This window comes from Marivita sp. (genome assembly GCF_017643905.1).
GTDB lineage: Bacteria > Pseudomonadota > Alphaproteobacteria > Rhodobacterales > Rhodobacteraceae > Marivita.
This window is the reverse complement of the sequence record NZ_JAEPMO010000028.1, coordinates 1-15,982: the sequence shown is the minus strand read 5'-3', so window position 1 is coordinate 15,982 and position 15,982 is coordinate 1. Positions and strand designations below refer to the sequence as shown.

The window sequence follows — 15,982 nt, the reverse complement described above, 5'->3', positions numbered from 1 at the left end:
TCACATGTCTAAAACTGTCGAAGACTTCCGCAACTTGGTCACGGGCACTTCCAAATCTGGACACAATTTACCGCGAATAGTTAACGCCATGAGACACGTACAACGTAAACAAGATCGTAACGATTTCAATGCTCGCATCCAGCGGCTGGACCCGGCATTTGCACGGCTCCCCGCCAAAGCGCGCGAAGAACGCCAGCCCTGGCAAATGGGCAGAAGATCGTCGCGGAAATCCAACAGCCCGGTTATGATGACTGGTCTTGGTTTCGGTATCGCCCTGACAGCCTTGTTTACCGCGAACAACCCTGACACCGTTCAGGACCTTCTGGTGCGCTCCGGCTGGCCGTTGGAATTCGTGCATTACGCGATGAACGGCATCACTCTTTTTATTGTCGGTCTTATTGTCTTTTACCTGGCCAACATGCTCCGCGTCGTGAACCCACGTGCAACGGGTCGTGGCAATGCAGCGGGTCTTGTCGTCGGTGCCGTCGCCGCAATCGGCGTGAGCAATATGGATCCGACCCATCTGGAAACCGGCCTTCAATATGCCGGCTTCGAAAGCCCGGCAGACGTTCTGACCTTTGCGCAGGCCAAGACGTCGGATATCGCGAATATCGACTGGACAAGCGTTGTGATGGTGTCATCCTCACCGAAATGAACAAGCCGGAACATTTCACCACAGACGACCAGAGCATTGCATACGAGGTGGCCGGAAACGGACCGCCTCTTTTGCTGTTGCATGGCTTCCCGCAAACCCGCGCCATGTGGCGTCCTTTGATCCCGGCCCTCGCCGACAAATACACAGTCATCACCGCTGACCTGCGTGGCTATGGAGACAGCAGCAAACCCAGCTCCATGCCCGAGATGAGCTTTCGCCTCATGGCGCAGGACATGGTCGCCCTGATGGCATCGCTGGGGTTTCAGAGCTTCCACGCCGTTGGACATGACCGTGGCGCGCGAACAGTCCACCGCATGGCACTGGATCACCCGCAGGCCGTACAAAGCTTGACGATCATGGACATCGTGCCGACCGAGCACCTGTTGACCAACATGACAACAGAACTCGCCAAGGCCTATTACCATTGGCTGTTTCTGGCACAGCCCTATCCGTTCCCCGAAACCATGATCGGCCATGACCCGGACGCCTATTTCGAGCGCTGCCTCTTGGGATTCGGAAAAGCCAGCCTGAGCGATTTCGACACCGATCTTTTGGCCGAGTATCAGAGGGCGTGGCGCGACCCGGATTGCATCCGCGCGATGTGCAACGACTATCGGGCGGCGATCGAAATGGACTGGGCAGACGATCGTTCTGACCTGTCCCGCAGCGTCACCTGTCCCGCGCTTGTGATTTATGGAAAGGACGGTGCGATGGCGCATTTGCTGGATGTGCCGGCGACCTGGGCCGACCGGCTGACGAATATGCAGCATGCCGCCATTGAGGGTGGGCATTTCTTTCCGGATCAGTCGCCCAAAGCCACGACCGAAGCGCTGTTGGGCTTTCTCAACTCTCTGTGATCGGAAGAAGGGAAATGGCGCGGTTGACGGGGCTCGAACCCGCGACCCCCGGCGTGACAGGCCGGTACTCTAACCAACTGAGCTACAACCGCGCATTTCACGTAGATGCTTCGGGCAGTGGTGGCGCGGTTGACGGGGCTCGAACCCGCGACCCCCGGCGTGACAGGCCGGTACTCTAACCAACTGAGCTACAACCGCTCACTGCCGCCCGCATCTGGGCGTGACGCGGGTTCTATGGTCAGCGCCCTGCCCCGTCAAGCGCTTTCACGCGCTTTTCTGATGCAAAAATTCGATCCTCGGAATGCTGCCGCCGACAAATCTATTCTGGCCTTCGGCAAGACCTTTGCAACAGCACCGTCTCGGCCCGCAAGACCCGCCCAAACCTGACACAGTCTGGACGAAACGGATGGGCAGAACCGGATCAACCGACACTGAAAGTGGCAAAATGCAACCGGATTTCATTACGGGATCCAGTGATTCACAACAAGTTAACACAATATAACGCTCCGATTTTATGGACAAATATTTCACCAGAAGCGTCGATCTGCCATTTTCATATCAAAAGTGATGCGCATTAGCGTCAATATGAAAAACATTCGATAATTACATACTATCTTAAGATTGCCTGAAGCCGAAATTTTCATATTGTCACGTCACCGAACGTGTTGGGGGTTTCGGTCTGCAGTGAGACACTTACTTGAGACAGAGATCAGGTGTTGGGACCTGCTGGGCGGACATGTGTCTTTCAGCCCTGCCTCATTCTTTCGCGTCCTGCGCCACGAGCGCACTGTCTTGTTCCTTTTGCTGAGCATGCTGGCTTTCGTCGCATCGGACCCCTCTGGTGCCAGACCCTATGTGCCGCTGTGGTTCTCGATCGGATTCTGGCCGGTTTCCTTCGCGTTCTACATCATGATGAAACTTCTCGGCCTGACAGTTGCTGCAGCGCTCACCCACTACATTCCACGACTGCGGATTCCGCTGCCAATTGTCGGGTTCCTTGCTTTGATCCCGACAGTCATGCTGTGCGAAGCATCCGTGCGGGTCATGAGCAATGGCACGTTCGCCTACGATTTCGTGGGACAATTGGTGTTCTACTTTTTCTCGGTTCAGGGGCTCGAAACCGTGTTCTACCGGTTCATCATGCCCGAGAGCTTCATCAAGGCCGAGAATGAAGAAGAGCTTGAAAACCAAACGACAGGCCGACACCTCATTGTTGGTGGCGAGAAGGTTGATCTCTCAGGACTTCTGCATATCGAGGCACGCGAGCACCATGTCCACCTGACATTCGAGAACGAAAGATCGGTTGCCCGGGCCCGATTGGGGGACATCGTGGCCCAGACCCAGACCGAAGATGGCATGCAGCCACACCGGTCGTGGTGGGTCGCCCGCGACCCTGCCATTCGCGCAGAACGCAAGAATGGCCGTCTTGTCCTTCGGTTGCGCGACGATACCGAAGTCCCTGTCGCGCGAACCCGGACGGACGACGTGATCGCCTGGCTTCAAACCCACGTAAACCCGGCTGAATAAACCGCGTCAGCTTGACGGAACGCCTGCAGTGAGGACGCCGCGCGGTTCGCAATCAAAACCTCGGTTCGGATTTCAGAAGGACATCATGTAAAGCGGCGACACGCGTTCTAAGCACGTCCTCGGGACCCTAACCTGAGGCTCAGAAATCGGTCGCGGACGCCTCAATTGACATGCGCTTGCATCGCAACGGCGACGCCCATCTCTCCGGTTTTCTCCTCAGCGTCCTACGGCATAGGCCTGCATCAGGCGCGGTGTTGCGGCGGCCTTAAGCATCCCGTCGGGTGTGCGGCATGCGGCGGTCAGGCGGCCGACGGTCCACGGCTCGGCAACTTCAAGATCGTGGCCGCGCGCGCGCAGATCGGCGATGACCGCCTCGCCAAAGGCTGGTTCCACCATAAGGTGGCCGGGCCGAACCGGGCGCGGATCGAACGACCCCTGGAAATGCGCGGTGTTGAAGAGCGGCGCGTCGATGGATTCCTGCAGGTTCATGCCGGAATGCACCAACCTTAGAAACAGCATAAGCTGCCACTGGTCCTGTTGATCGCCACCCGGCGTGCCAAACGCATGGCGTGTGCCATCGGGTGCCTGCGCCATGGACGGTGAAAGCGTTGTGCGCGGACGCCGTCCGGGGGCAAGCGACGTGGGCAGCCCCTCTTGCAGCCAGAACATCTGGGCGCGGGAATTGAGCGGCATGCCAAGCCCCGGCACCACAGGCGAGCTTTGCAGCCAGCCTCCCGAAGGTGTCGCCGAAACGGAATTGCCCCATTGGTCAATCACGTCGATATGCACGGTGTCGCCACGTTTTTCCGACAGGTGCGCCATGGTTGGCTCGCCTGCGCCCACGCCTCCCCCGGAGGCTTCCTCGCTGGCTTTCGCGCGGGCAATGGCGGCATCCGCCTGTTGGGCGAAGCCGTCGATCCGACCCGGCCGCTGGTCGAGCGATGCTTTTGGCCCCAATAGCCCGCGACGGGTGTCGGCATAAGCGCGCGACAAGAGCGTTTCGGTTGGGATGTCACTGTGCAGGGGATCGCCGTAATAGGCTTCGCGGTCTGCAAAGGCGAGCTTCATCGCCTCGGTGACCGTGTGCACAAAGTCCGCGCTTCGACTGTCCATGTCGGCGATGCCGGAGCCATCAAGAAGGCGCAAAGCCTGCAAGAGGCTCGGCCCCTGGCTCCACATGCCCGGCTTCCAGACAGTCCAGCCTTCGTAGTCGACGGATAGCGGCGTCTCCCAGGTCTCTGTCCAACTTGCCATATCCTGACCGGTCAACACGCCTTTGTGCCGCGCGCCGGACGCATCCATCACAGAAGCGTCCTGCATCCATGTATCGATCGCCTCCGCGATGAAGCCCTCGTAGAACGCGCGCCGCGCGGCGTCGATCTGCGCCTCACGGCCCGACACAGCCTCGGCCTCGGCCAGCAACCGGTCCCAAGTGTCGGCCAAGTCGGGGTTGCGCATGAGCGACCACGCCTCGGGTGCGCTGCCCCCGGGCATCCATGTCGTGGCAGAGGTCGGCCATTCGTCACGGAAGAAGTCGGACAGCCCGTCGATGGTGGCGACCACATGCGGCAGCACGGGGTGGCCGTGTCGGGCGTAGTAGATCGCCGGCTCCAAGATCGCGCGCAGCGGCAGTTTGCCGTGGTCCCGCAACAGCGCCATCCACGCCCCGAACGCGCCAGGGATCACCGTTGCCAGAAGTCCCGAACAGGGCACGCTCTCCAACCCTTCGGCGCGGTAATGCGCGATTGTGGCCCCTGTCGGTGCCGTCCCCTGCCCGCAGAGCACCTGCGGCACATCATCTCCGGCCCCGCGCCACAAAAGCGGCATGTCCCCCAAAGGCCCGTTCAGATGCGGCTCGACCACATGCAGCGTAAAGCCCATGGCGGCCGCGGCATCGGCGGCGCTGCCACCAGCCTCAAGGATCTTCATCCCGACGGCAGAAGCGATCCAATGGGTCGATGCGACGACGCCGAAAGTGCCCTTGATCTCGGGTCTGGTGGTAAATTGCATATCCGTCCCTTTGTCTCACGTATCGCGCGGGTCAAGTGCCATCCACGGCACGGCGTCGAGTTCCTGCGCCAATTGGCATTCGGTTGGCAGTCACCCCTCGCAAACGATCTGCCGGACCGCCTCAGGCAAGCACCAGGCCTCGGGCGCGTCTTCTGGGTTTATTTGGCAGTCGTACGGCATGGCGCTCCAAGAAGTGGTGCAGATTGGATGAAACCAATCGCTCATGGGTTCCGACCGATCTGTCAACCGTACAAACTCGGTCAACATCAAACAGCAGACAAAGACGGCACAAAACTGCAGCAACTTTAGCTCGCAAGAAATTGTCTTTCTTCGCTAAATCGGTGTTTAAAAGCTCACTTGTTTGCACTGTCCCCTAGGCTGCGGCCTCCTATGGGAAAGACAGCCACCATGAATGCCGTGGTCGCCCAACAGGCGGACGCACAAATCACCGCTTGGACGGAGGCAGTCTCACGTTCATTCAGCCGTCGCCATGCCAAGACGGCGCAAGACTCGTTTTTCGACTATGACGACCAGCTGATAGAAGATGACCGACAAAAGAACCGAGACAGCCGCAACTGTCCAGATCATACCGTAGTCCAGAAACCCTCGGGATTGGTTCAGAAGGTTGCCCAGTCCTTTCCCTGTCGCCAGCCATTCCGCGATCATCACACCCAGCAGCGCGCGGGGAACCGTCAGTCGCGTTGCCGCAAAAAGGTAAGGCAGGGAAGCCGGAAGTGTGACCATCCGCATTTCCGTCCATCGGCTGGCGCCATAGGCGCGCGGCACGTCTTCGGCGCTGCGCGGTACAAGCGCCAGTCCTTGTGCCAGCGTTACGAAGGCCGGGAAGAAGGTGACCGATATCGTAACCCAAAGCGTCAGTGACGTGCCCCGCCCAAGGATGAGAACCAGCAGCGGCGTCAGCGCGACCAAAGGCATCGTCTGTGTGACCAGAGCCACCGGCAGAAAGGCCTCTATTGCGCGGGGAAACAATCGCGACGAGATCGCAAGCAGGAAGGCAAACAGCAACCCTGCGGCCATGCCGACAAAGGTGATCGGCAGGGTTTCCGCCAGCGCCGCAAGCAATCGCGACTGCGCGCTCTCTGCCGTCGGTCCCAAAAACAGGTACTGAACCACGCCCCACGGTGTCTTGGAAATGAGGTCCGGCACCCCGGTCAGCTTGATGAAGCCCCACCACATGATGAACGGCAACGCGATGGTGCCGAGGGTCAGAGCGATACGGACAGCCAAGGACCTGTTGCCAGTGTCTGTCTCTGGCACGGCGGTGTTCAGGGTCACGGCGCGGGTTGCCCCGAGAGTGCGGGACGCCAAAAGAGCAAAACCCGCGTAGCTCAATCCAGCGATCAGCGTGGCGACAAGGCCGATGCCCCAAAGACGATCCGGCTCACCGCGCCCAAGTGAGCCAAGAAGATAGGCCCCAAGCCCCCAGCGTCCGCCGCCGCCGAATTCCGCAAGGATCGCCCCCAGCACTGCGTTCGGCGCGGCGACGCGTAAACCCGCCAGAATGGAGGGCAAGGCACCGCGAAACCGCACAAGGCGCAACGCATCCCAGCGACTGCCGCCATAGGCGCGGATGACATCCGTTGCGCGGGTGTCGGCCTGTGACAGACCGATCACGGTGGCCGTCATAGTGACGAAATAGACGCCCAATGCCGCCAGCGCGATCCTTGGTGCCATACCGGACAGGGTCAGAACAAGGATGGGTGCAATCGCGATGGGTGGCAGGGCGAAGACGGCAATATTCACCCCGCGGAACAGACGCAGCATCGTGGGCGACATCGCAAAGATCACCCCTGCCCCGATGCCAAACGCATTGCCGATCAGAAAGCCCAATGTCGAGGCATAGACCGTGGCCCAGATATGGCGCGGATAGTCGCCCCAATCCTCGTAGAGCCGGATTACGATCTCTGAAAACCCCGGCAGCGCACCGCCGGCCACAAGATCAAGCCGACCAACAACCTCCCAGATCAACAGCAAAACCGCGGCGTTGCGCAGCCCGCGCCAATGCCCTTTTGGCTCAGCCGCCATGCAGCACCTCGGCGACATGGTCGCAAACGCGGTGGAATTCCGGGTCAGAGAAAAGCGAGGGTTGGCGCGGGCGATCAAAAGGCACCTCGATCACATCGACAATCCGCCCCGGAACCGCATGCATCACCACCACTCGATCCGCGAGAAACACCGCCTCGTCGATGCCGTGCGTCACCAGAAGTGCCGTTGATCCGGTCTCCGCCCAGATCCGTTGAAGCTCGACATTCATCTGTCGACGCAGAATCTGGTCAAGCGCCCCAAAGGGCTCGTCCATGAACAGCACCTGAGGATGGGTCACGAGCGCCCGCGCGATGGCCACACGCTGGCGCATCCCGCCCGACAATTCGCCGGGCAATGCGTTTTCGTACCCCTTGAGGCCCACCAGTTCGATCATGTCCTGCACATGCGCCGCCGCAGTGGATCGCGACCGGCCAAGGACTTCGAGAGGCACCTCCACGTTGCGCTTCACGCTGCGCCACGGCAACAGGGCCGCATCCTGAAATGCGACCCCGGTCACTCCGGCCCGGGCTGCATCAAGCGATGCTTGCCCTGCAATCCGCACCGTCCCGGCATCGGCACGTTCCAGACCCAGTGCGATCCGCATGACCGTGGACTTGCCGCACCCGGACGGGCCGATGATTGCGGTGAAAGACCCTGCGGGGCAGGACAGGCTGACGTCGCGCAACGCTTCGACAACCTTCCCTCGCCCCGAAAAGGTCTTGCAGACCCCGGATAGGGCAATCCCGTCCGGGGCCGACATCAGATCTCTTCAAGCAGCGTGGTGTCGAACATCTCACGCGTGCCGTTGATCCCGACTTCGCTCAGGGCACGCAGGTTGGCTTCGATCCCTTCTTCGGTCATCGCCATGAACCCTGCCGGGCTTTCCATCAGGGGCTGCTGCGCATTGTTGAAGAAGATCTCGTTCTCGATGGTGCGACCTGTTCCGGCAAACCAGGTGTCCTTCCACTTGGGCGGCCAGAGGTTCGGGTCCTTGAAGTTCTCATCCCATCCCTTGCGCGAGGCGCGCAGCCACGAGACCAGCTCGGCGCGTTTGGTGGCCAGCGTTTCCTCGGTAACGACCACCGTATCGTTGTAGATCGTGAAGCCGAAATCATAGAGCAGGAACGAGGTGGCCTCGACGCCCTGCTGGCTGATCGTGTAGGGCACGTTGGTCGTGAAATCGAGGCTTGCGTCAATCTCGCCCTGAATGAGCGGCGTCGGATCATAGGCATAGGGCACAATGTTCACATCGGCGGGGTCAATCCCGTTCAGCGCTAGCATGGCATTAACGGAAATGACGTTCACCGGCGGGACCGCAAGCGTCTTTCCAATCAGGTCCTTCGGTTCGTTGATCGGGTTGGATGCCAGAGAAACGATCCCGATCGGGTTCTTTTGGTACTGCGCCCCGATGATTTTGAATGGGGCACCTTGGTCAACAATCGCCTTGATCGTCGTATCCGGCGTCGTCAGGGCAAGGTCCGCCCGCCCCGCGATGATCGTGCTCTCGGGAATGACATCCGGTCCGCCAGACAGGTAGGTCATGTCCAGACCTTCAGCACCATAGTAGCCTTCGTCAATGGCGATGAAATAGCCTGCAAATTCCGCGTCGTTGATCCACGCGGCCTGCATTGTGAAAGGTGTGGCGGCGCGGGTGCGGAAAGGCAAAGTCGCGGCGGCGGCGCTCGCGGCAGCCGTGCCCAGGAAACGGCGGCGGTCCAGTGTGAGTCTCATGGCGAAAGCTCCTGTTTAGAGATTGGGTCCAACGGGTTTGGTCAGGCAAGCCCCTGCAGGCGCTGAAGCTCCTGCAACGGCGGGGTATCTGCGATCTGCTTAGGGTCGAGCAGCGGCCATTTCACGCCACGCGGACGCTTGGCGCGCCGTTCGACAATATGGGTGCGGTCGGGCGTGAAGATGCGATCGACAAGGATATCGGTCTCGGACGGTTGCAGTTGCTCTTCGACAAGCTGCACGTCGTGCACCAATGCGTGCACCGGGGTATTCTCATCAACAAGACCGAGATCCGTGAACATTCCCCATTCGAGGTCGAAGAACCCGTGCCCCTTGCCGAACCGAACCCCGTTCACCGACACCGCCGAGGCCCCCGTGACAAGGTAGTCGAACCGGCCTTTCGCAGCGATCTCTTCAAGGGTGATCGGAACCCCAAAATGCTCCATCCCATCCAGCCAGGACGCATAGAGCGCAGCCCCCTCGGGCACCGTTGCCGGATCGAGATACAAAAAACCCCGGTAGATACCGTAAGTGGACATCACGAAGGGCTTGCCGTCCTCGATCATCCTGCGGCGCAGATCGGCAAGACAATTGTCCGGCGTAATGAAAGCAAAGCGCGACGCCTTGTAGGCCGGATCTTCGACGATCCTGTCTGTCGCGGTTTCTGAACCGTCAAAATCCGGGATGACTTCCGCGAAATTCAGATGAAAGCGTGTATCCGGCCTCGCCACATCCCGCAGTTTCGTCCATATTTTTTCGCGAATTGTTCTGGAGGTCGACATCGTGTTCATTTCGGTTGTTTCATTGTTTCAAAAGAATGAAACATCGGTTTCAAACGTCAAGAGAATTCGACCTTAATGGCTTCCCGACTGATCCTAAGAATCCAGGAACGATCCGCCCGATTGACGTCGAGCGAGCGAAAGATTGCGCAAGTCCTGCTGCAAAATCAGAGTCTTGTAGAAACCCACACTGCGACGGAACTGGCTGCCCAGGCCGGCGTGTCCAAAGCCACGACTGCCCGTTTTTTCCGCAGTTTGGGATATGCCGACTTCGAAGAGGTCCGCCTCCAGGCCCGCGAGGAACGCAATCGACGGGAGCCTTACACGGCGTTCGAATCGTCTCCGGAACCGGCCAGCCTTGGGCGGACGATCTCAGATCATCTCGATCTGGAACTGCGGAACATGACCCGCACGTTCGAAGAATTGCGCTCCGACATCCTGCCTGAAACAGCCGAGCTGCTGGAGTCTGCGCCACGCGTCTGGTTCGTTGGGTTTGGCGATGAACAAGGTCTGGCCACGCTGGGATGCACGCTCTTTTCGCGACTCCGCCATGATGTTCACCAACTGCAGGGTCAGGGCCAAAGCTGGGCGCGGGAACTTTCCATGACAGGACCGCGCGATGTGATGGTGCTGCTCACGTTCGAGCCACGCCCGAAAATCCTGAAATCCCTTCTGGCCCATGCCCGAACGACACGGATGCGGGTGATCACCATCACCGACCATGTCTACGCCCCCCAAGCCGCCCGGTATTCGCAGGTCGTTTTGCCATGTCATGTCGCCAGCTATGGATTGCTGCCCACACATGCCACCATGCTGTCGATCATCCGACTGCTTGCCGTGGCCTATCTAGGCCGAAACCCTGATACTGTCGGTCAACGCATTTCGACGCTGACCGGGATCGACGAAGAGCTGGATCTCTTCGAGTAAGCGGTGGGGCGGTTATTTCAAACTCAATCTCAACACCGCTCCCAACACAAAAAATCGACAAAGTGGCGTCACATAAATCAGCAGGCCAATCTTTGGCGTTCCGTTTATGCGGATGAACGGCTTGGTTTGACGACCAAGGATGATTAGCTGTCCTTTAACGGAGACTCTCATGCAGAAATTCTCGCTTCTCGACCTGTCACCCATTCCCGAAGGCAAAACCGCGGCAGATGCACTGGCGTCCACGGTTGACTTGGCCAAGGCCGCCGAGCGGTTCGGCTATCACCGCTATTGGCTGGCCGAACATCACAACATGCCTGGCATTGCCAGTGCGGCTACCGCACTCGTGATCGGACATGTGGCGGCAGCGACCTCGACCATTCGTGTCGGCGCCGGGGGCATCATGCTGCCAAACCATGCGCCGCTGGTCATCGCCGAACAGTTCGGAACGCTGGCCACGCTTTACCCCGGTCGGATCGACCTTGGTCTGGGCTGCGCACCGGGCAGCGACATGGCCACCGCGCGGGCGCTGCGACGGCATATGGCACCCGAAGACAGTTTCCCGCAGGACGTGCAAGAGTTGATCGGCTATTTAGACGACACGTCCGAGGACAGTCCGGTGCGCGCCATCCCCGGCAGCGGCACTCATGTTCCCGTCTGGATACTCGGCTCAAGCCTCTATGGCGCGCAACTGGCCGCGTGGCTTGGACTGCCCTATGCTTTCGCGTCGCATTTCGCGCCCGCGATGCTGGAAGAGGCTTTGAGCATCTACCGCAGCACATTCCAACCGTCCGAACGACTTTCCGAACCCTATGTGATGATGGCGGCTGGGGTCTGTGCCGCACCAACCGATGAAGAGGCCGCATTCCTGCGATCTTCGCAGCTTTTGGCCTTTGCGCGCCTGCGCACCGGCAGACCGGGCAAGCTCCCCTACCCGACCACCGATCTGGGCCAAGAGATACCGGCACCAGTCATGGCGCAGGTCCAGCACGCCCTATCCTGCTCTGCCACGGGATCACCGGCAACTGTGCGCCGCCAGCTGCGCTCCCTTCTCGACAGTTTTCAGCCGGACGAGTTGATTGTCACGGGCATGATCCACGATCACGCCGCCCGCGTGAGGTCTTTCGAAATCACCGCGGAGATCCTTGGCGAAATCAAACAAGGCTCCATCGCGGCTTGAAGCGAAAATGCCCCTGCCAGCGATCAGCAGGGGGCCGAGGTACTGCGTGCAGCTTTCCTAAAGCAGACGCTGGTGCGCCCAATAGCAACCTTAAGGACGGCACAAGTCGCTCCACCGCCCGCATCGGTAAGACAGGTACAATGTGTCCGGCCAACGCAGTTGGCAGGGCTACCAGGGGCGCACTCTCTGCTCCAAACCCGCGCTAGTGAGAAATCATCCACGGGCGTTTGGTTGGAAAGCTTTTTGATCCATCCGGTCGATATAACGTCTTGCTGTTTTTCTTTGCCGCGCCACTGCAACAGCCGCAACCGGGGCCATGGGTGCTGGTGCGCTTGGGGCTGTCGGCAGAGCGTTCGTTGGTCTCGTGCGCGCGCCGCGTGCTCGTGCTCAGACCGGAAATGTGCGGAACGCTGAACAGAACGCGCGGCGCTGTTTGACCGCAATCGGGGCAGTCGCACGGGTCAGCAAAGGCGTGCATGGGTTTCACGGTTTCAAAAACGCCGCACTCGCTGCATTTGTATTCGTAGACGGGCATAGTGAGTTTCCTAAATAAGGAACCGGTGCAGCCACATGGGCCGCACCGGTCAGGGACATCACAGATCGGGGGCCAATGGCACGTCGACGCTTCCGTCGAGGTACTTTTTCGGGCCGTCGGCATTGGGCATCATGTCCCACTCGAAAATGTCGTTGGGCAGCCAGAGCGTGGCACAGGCGTTCGGGATATCCACCACGCCCGAGATGTGCCCTTGCACGGGCGCTGTTCCAAGGATCGCATAGGCCTGCGCGCCGGTATAGCCGAACTTCTTGAGGTACTCGATCGCGTTAAGGCAGGCCTGACGGTAGGCGATATGCACGTCAAGGTAATGCTGTTCGCCCTTCTCATCGACCGAGATGCCTTCGAAGATCAGGTAATCGTCGTATTTCGGCGTGATTGGGGAGGGTTTGAAGATCGGGTTACGAATCCCGTATTTCGACATGCCGTCTTTGATCAGCGACACCTTGAGATGCAGCCAGCCCGCCATTTCGATGGCGCCGCAGAAGGTGATTTCGCCATCGCCCTGACTGAAGTGCAGGTCGCCCATCGAAAGGCCCGCACCCTCCACATAGACCGGGAAATAACAGGTCGACCCGCGGCTCAGGTCCTTGATATCGCAATTGCCTCCGTGTTCGCGCGGCGGAACGGTGCGCGCGGCCTCTGCAGCTGCGGCATCGCGCGCCTCACCCTTCATCGCGCCCATATGCGCGCTTTGTGTGTTCGGCAGGGCGGCCAGTGGCGGTACACGCTGCGGATCGGTGTTGAAGAGCGCGGTTTCGCGCGCGTTCCACATATCCAGCATCTTGCGGTCCGGCAGACAGCCGATCAGGCCGGGATGGATAAGTCCTGCGTATTTCACGCCCGGCACGTGGCGCGACTTGGTGAACATCCCGTCGATGTCCCAGATCGACTTCTGCGCCTGCGGGAAGTGCTCTGTCAGAAAACCGCCGCCGTTCTGCTTGGAGAAGAAGCCGTTGAAACCCCAGAGCATGTCCTCTTTCGCGCCGATATCGAGGATCTCCACCACCAGCAGATCGCCCGGCTCAGCTCCTTTGACGCCGATCGGGCCGGACAGGTAATGCACCTGCTCAAGCTCCACGTCGCGCACGTCGGCCGCGTCGTCGTCGTTCTTGATCTGGCCGCCGGTCCAGTCATAGGTTTCGATGCGAAAATCGTCGCCCGGCTCCACCCACACGTTGATCGGAATGTCCGGGTGCCAGCGATTGTGCACATTCTCATTGGTGTGCGGGCTTTCGCTCAGTTCTACGGAAATCAGTGTCTCAGCCATGTCTACCTCCTGGTCTGCTGGTCATACGGAAAGGAATTTCGAGACCTTGGCCTCGTCGATGCCCGCGCGCGGGCTGTCATGCACAAAGCTGCCGTTCTCGATCACCATCACCCGGTCGGCAACGTCGAGCGCAAAGCTGAGCACCTGTTCGGAAACGACGATGCTCAGGCCCTTTTCGTCGCGGATCTTGCGCAGCGTCCGGGCCATGTCGCGGATGATAGAGGGCTGGATGCCTTCGGTCGGCTCATCGAGCAGAAGAACCTTAGGGTTCGAGGCCAGCGCACGGGCGATGGCCAACTGCTGCTGTTGACCGCCAGACAGGTTACCACCCCGCCGATCCTTCATTTCCAGAAGCACCGGGAACAGCTCGTAAATGTCGTTTGGCACCTTGGACTGTCCGGTCACCGTCAGTCCGGTTTCCACGTTTTCCTGCACCGTCATCGCGGAAAAGATCATCCGGCCTTGCGGGACATAGGCAATGCCCCGGGCGACGCGTTCGTGCGATTTGAGGCCGGTCAGGGCTTGATCACCCACCGCCACATCCCCGGATTTTTCGGGAACGATGCCCATGAGTGTCTTCATCAGGGTCGTCTTGCCCATGCCATTCCGGCCCATGATGGCGACAATCTCACCGGGGGCGACGGTCAGGTCGAGCCCGTGCAGAACCTCGCTTTGGCCATAAGCTGCGGACAGGGATTTCACGTTCAGCATGTCTGGACTCCTTCAATGACCGAGGTAGACTTCGACGACCTTCGGGTCGTTCTGCACCCGGTCCATCGTGCCTTCGGACAGGGTTTTGCCTTGGTGCAGGACCGTGACGCGGGTCGCGATGTCGGCAACAAAGCCCATGTCATGTTCGATGACGATCACCGACCGGTCCTGAATGATCCGGTTGAGCAATTCGGCGGTTTTCTTGCGTTCGGCCACAGACATGCCCGCGACCGGTTCGTCCAGCATGAGCAGCTCGGGGTCCTGGATCAGCAGCATCCCGATCTCGAGCCACTGCTTCTGCCCGTGGCTCAGAAAGGCGGCCTTTTCATCAAGCTGCCCGTCGAGGAAGATCGTCTGCGCGATTTCCTTGATCCGGGCGCGGACGGTTTCGTCGCGTTTGAAGGCCAGCGCACCGAACACGCCGTGCCCCTTGGGATAGCTGAGTTCGAGGTTCTCGAACACGGTCAGGTCTTCGTAGACCGAGGGCGTCTGGAACTTGCGGCCCACCCCGGCATGCACGATCTGGTCCTCGCGCATCGCCAAAAGCTCTTTGCCTTTGAACACAACCGATCCTTCCGTGGCCTTGGTCCGTCCGCAGATCAGATCGAGCACGGTTGTCTTACCTGCCCCGTTCGGGCCGATGATCACCCGGCATTCATTGGGTTCGACATAAAAGCTCAGGTGATCCACCGCCTTGAAGCCGTCGAAGGACACGGTGAGGTCTTCGACCTTGAGAATGAAACGCTCGTCCATGCCGATCACTCCGCCGGGGTGCCATCAGGCGCGGGTGCTACAGATTTCTTCTTGCCCATGATCTCGAGCAGGCGCGGTTCGATCTTTTCGGACCAGACGCCGGCCAGACCGTTCGGGAAGACCATGACGACCGCGATGAAGAGGCCGCCAAGGCCCAGCAGCCACAGTTCGGGGAAACTTTCGGAAAGCGAGGTCTTGGCCCAGTTCACAAGGAGCGCGCCGTAGACCGCGCCGAGGATCGACAGACGCCCGCCGACGGCACAGAAGATCACCATCTCGATGGAAGGCACGCTCCCGACCAGTGTCGGTGACATGAAACCAACCTGCAGGGTGAACATCGCCCCGCCGATCCCGGCAAAGGCCGCGCCAAGGCAGAAGATGAAGATCTTGAAGTTGGCGACGTTGTAGCCCGAGAAGCGCACGCGGTCTTCCTGGTCGCGCATGGCGATCAGAAGGCGGCCCAGCTTGGACTTGCGGACATATTGCGCAACAAGCAGCACCGCGAAAAGCAGCACGCCGTTGACGAAATAGAGGATCGTCTTGGCCTCGTCTGTGCGGATGTCCCAGCCCAGCAGCGTGCGCAGGTCGGTGATGCCGTTGACGCCGCCGGTATAGCCCTGCTGACCGATGATCAGGATCGTCATGATCGCGGCGAAGGCCTGTGTAATGATGGCAAAGTAGACGCCGCCCACCCGCCGGGTGAACATGGCCACGCCGATGATGAAGGCGAACATGACCGGCACCGCGACCACCGCGATCAGTGCGAGAGGCAGGGAATAGAACGGTTCCCACCACCAAGGCAGCTCGGTCAGCTGGTTCCAGTCCATGAAGTCGGGAATGCCGGGTGTGGTGTTGGATGTCACTGAGAACTGACCCAGCATTGTCATCGAGATTTGACCCGCCTGTCAGTATGTCGGTCGGTTCATGACGGGGTCAACATTGGCGTCTCCTTCCTCTTTTTTTTCGCGGTCTCCGAGCTGGCCTTGAAG

At 59.9% G+C, this 15,982-nt stretch carries 15 protein-coding genes and 2 tRNA genes; 5 read left to right on the top strand and 12 right to left on the bottom strand.

Annotated features, from left to right (window positions below):
* Positions 1-4: 4 nt before the first annotated feature.
* Together JJ869_RS06300 and JJ869_RS06295 are read left to right on the top strand one after the other, a co-directional pair.
* Positions 5-655, top strand: coding sequence for a hypothetical protein (locus tag JJ869_RS06300; RefSeq protein ID WP_292265377.1), 651 nt, complete (start codon positions 5-7; stop codon positions 653-655).
* Positions 652-1,512, top strand: a complete 861-nt coding sequence (locus tag JJ869_RS06295) for an alpha/beta hydrolase (RefSeq protein WP_292265376.1) — start codon at positions 652-654, stop codon at positions 1,510-1,512. The genes JJ869_RS06300 and JJ869_RS06295 overlap by 4 nt, the downstream gene beginning before the upstream one ends.
* Positions 1,513-1,527: 15 nt before the next feature.
* On the opposite strand, the gene JJ869_RS06290 is transcribed toward JJ869_RS06295, so the two are convergent.
* Both JJ869_RS06290 and JJ869_RS06285 read right to left on the bottom strand, forming a co-directional pair.
* Positions 1,528-1,604: transfer RNA gene (locus JJ869_RS06290), tRNA-Asp, on the bottom strand.
* A gap of 29 nt (positions 1,605-1,633) precedes the next feature.
* A tRNA-Asp gene (locus JJ869_RS06285) sits at positions 1,634-1,710 on the bottom strand.
* Between the two features lie 594 nt (positions 1,711-2,304).
* Between JJ869_RS06285 and JJ869_RS06280 the strand changes: the two genes are divergently transcribed.
* Positions 2,305-3,039: a LytTR family DNA-binding domain-containing protein gene (locus tag JJ869_RS06280; RefSeq protein WP_292265375.1), complete on the top strand. Its 735-nt coding sequence runs from the start codon at positions 2,305-2,307 to the stop codon at positions 3,037-3,039.
* Positions 3,040-3,255: 216 nt separating this feature from the next.
* Here the strand turns inward: JJ869_RS06280 and JJ869_RS06275 are convergent, their stop codons facing one another.
* The 5 genes from JJ869_RS06275 to JJ869_RS06255 all read right to left on the bottom strand — a co-directional run bounded on the left by JJ869_RS06275 (position 3,256) and on the right by JJ869_RS06255 (position 9,614).
* A complete protein-coding gene (locus JJ869_RS06275; RefSeq protein WP_292265374.1) occupies positions 3,256-5,049 on the bottom strand; it encodes a gamma-glutamyltransferase family protein in 1,794 nt (597 codons plus the stop codon).
* 474 nt (positions 5,050-5,523) lie between these two features.
* Complete coding sequence (locus tag JJ869_RS06270) at positions 5,524-7,095, bottom strand: ABC transporter permease subunit (RefSeq protein WP_292265372.1); 1,572 nt, start codon at positions 7,093-7,095, stop codon at positions 5,524-5,526.
* On the bottom strand, positions 7,085-7,855 hold the full coding sequence (locus JJ869_RS06265) for an ABC transporter ATP-binding protein (RefSeq protein WP_292265371.1): 771 nt from the start codon (positions 7,853-7,855) through the stop codon (positions 7,085-7,087). The genes JJ869_RS06270 and JJ869_RS06265 overlap by 11 nt, the downstream gene beginning before the upstream one ends.
* Positions 7,855-8,826, bottom strand: a complete 972-nt coding sequence (locus JJ869_RS06260; protein ID WP_292265369.1) for an ABC transporter substrate-binding protein — start codon at positions 8,824-8,826, stop codon at positions 7,855-7,857. The genes JJ869_RS06265 and JJ869_RS06260 overlap by 1 nt, the downstream gene beginning before the upstream one ends.
* A gap of 41 nt (positions 8,827-8,867) precedes the next feature.
* Positions 8,868-9,614 (bottom strand): 5-formyltetrahydrofolate cyclo-ligase, encoded by a 747-nt coding sequence (locus JJ869_RS06255; RefSeq protein ID WP_292265367.1) that lies wholly within the window; start codon positions 9,612-9,614, stop codon positions 8,868-8,870.
* Between the two features lie 66 nt (positions 9,615-9,680).
* Here JJ869_RS06255 and JJ869_RS06250 point away from each other — a divergent pair, with 66 nt between their 5' ends.
* Entirely contained in the window at positions 9,681-10,529 is an 849-nt protein-coding gene (locus tag JJ869_RS06250) for a MurR/RpiR family transcriptional regulator (protein WP_292265366.1), read from the top strand.
* A 169-nt stretch (positions 10,530-10,698) separates the two neighbouring features.
* Positions 10,699-11,706: an LLM class flavin-dependent oxidoreductase gene (locus JJ869_RS06245; protein ID WP_292265365.1), complete on the top strand. Its 1,008-nt coding sequence runs from the start codon at positions 10,699-10,701 to the stop codon at positions 11,704-11,706.
* A 202-nt stretch (positions 11,707-11,908) separates the two neighbouring features.
* Here the strand turns inward: JJ869_RS06245 and JJ869_RS06240 are convergent, their stop codons facing one another.
* The 5 genes from JJ869_RS06240 to urtC are packed head-to-tail and all read right to left on the bottom strand — an operon-like array spanning position 11,909 to position 15,880.
* Positions 11,909-12,241, bottom strand: a complete 333-nt coding sequence (locus JJ869_RS06240; RefSeq protein ID WP_292265363.1) for a zinc ribbon domain-containing protein — start codon at positions 12,239-12,241, stop codon at positions 11,909-11,911.
* A gap of 58 nt (positions 12,242-12,299) precedes the next feature.
* Complete coding sequence (fmdA, locus tag JJ869_RS06235; protein ID WP_292265362.1) at positions 12,300-13,529, bottom strand: formamidase; 1,230 nt, start codon at positions 13,527-13,529, stop codon at positions 12,300-12,302.
* Between the two features lie 21 nt (positions 13,530-13,550).
* Positions 13,551-14,240, bottom strand: coding sequence for an urea ABC transporter ATP-binding subunit UrtE (gene urtE / locus JJ869_RS06230; protein ID WP_292265360.1), 690 nt, complete (start codon positions 14,238-14,240; stop codon positions 13,551-13,553).
* A gap of 12 nt (positions 14,241-14,252) precedes the next feature.
* Positions 14,253-14,993, bottom strand: coding sequence for an urea ABC transporter ATP-binding protein UrtD (urtD, locus tag JJ869_RS06225; RefSeq protein ID WP_292265359.1), 741 nt, complete (start codon positions 14,991-14,993; stop codon positions 14,253-14,255).
* 5 nt (positions 14,994-14,998) lie between these two features.
* On the bottom strand, positions 14,999-15,880 hold the full coding sequence (gene urtC, locus JJ869_RS06220) for an urea ABC transporter permease subunit UrtC (RefSeq protein ID WP_292265357.1): 882 nt from the start codon (positions 15,878-15,880) through the stop codon (positions 14,999-15,001).
* Positions 15,881-15,982 lie beyond the last annotated feature (102 nt).